Annotated in this window: 2 protein-coding genes; both read left to right on the plus strand. The window is 58.6% G+C overall.

Features of this window, described 5'->3' with window-relative positions:
* On the plus strand, nucleotides 1-540 hold a 540-nt coding region (locus AC5RE1_RS03150; RefSeq protein WP_493938336.1), incomplete at its 5' end, for a methionine adenosyltransferase domain-containing protein.
* A partial coding sequence (locus AC5RE1_RS03155) for a ParB N-terminal domain-containing protein (RefSeq protein ID WP_493938337.1) occupies nucleotides 512-1092 on the plus strand: 581 nt, incomplete at its 3' end. The genes AC5RE1_RS03150 and AC5RE1_RS03155, both read left to right, overlap by 29 nt.

Here is a 1092-nt window from a genome sequence, read left to right on the forward strand (position 1 = left end):
CTGTCGATCAGCGCCGACACCGAGATTCTCGTCAACCCCTCCGGATCTTTTACGGTTGGTGGGCCGAAAGCAGACACGGGTCTGACGGGCCGCAAGCTGATGGTCGACACCTACGGCGGACTCGCGCTCCATGGTGGTGGCGCGTTCTCGGGCAAGGACGCCTCGAAGGTTGACCGTTCGGGTGCCTATATGACGCGCCTGATCGCCCGCACGATCGTCGACGCTCGTCTGGCTCATGAGTGTCAGGTGGCGATCAGTTATGCGATTGGGAAAGCTGATCCGGTCGCCTTCACCATCGACACCCTCGGCACCGGCGAATACTCTGACGAGATCCTCACTGCTGCTGCGCGGGAAGTGTTTCCGCTGCGCCCCGGAGCAATCATCGACGCCTTGAACCTTCGCAAGCCTGGCTTTACACAGTATTCAACCTACGGTCACTTCGGCCATGCCGGTCTGCGCTGGGAGAGCTCGTTCGCTCACGTTAATGCTTTAGGGAAGGCGGTGAAGAAGCATGCTCATGAAAACAATGCCAATAGCTGAGCTGAAGCCCGCTGACTACAACCCTCGTAAAGACCTCCAGCCCGGCGATCCCGAATACGAGAAGCTCAAGCGATCCCTGACCGAGTTTGGCTACGTCGAGCCCGTTATCTGGAACTCCACCACCGGGCATGTCATTGGTGGTCATCAGCGCTTGAAAGTGCTCGAAGACCTCGGCCACACGGACGTGGACGTGATCGTCGTGGAGCTGGATGAGACGCGCGAGAAAGCACTCAACATCGCGCTCAACAAGATCAGCGGCGAATGGGACCAGGACAAACTCTCACTCTTGATTGCCGACCTCGATGCTTCGGATTTCGACGCTGAACTCACCGGTTTCGATGACGCTGAGATCGCGCAGCTTATCGGCTCATTGGATGAGGGTGAGGTGGAGGATGACGAGTTTGACCTCACCGCCGCGTTAGAAGCTGCTACTTTCGTGGAGCGTGGGGATATCTGGACGCTTGGCCGCCACCGACTCGTGTGCGGCGACGCCACCAGCGCCGAGGACGTCGAGTTGTTGATGGATGGTAAGCGTGCGAATCTTGTGTTGAC

It is taken from the genome of Actinotignum sp. usb-actsch-rep-73 (assembly GCF_059082735.1).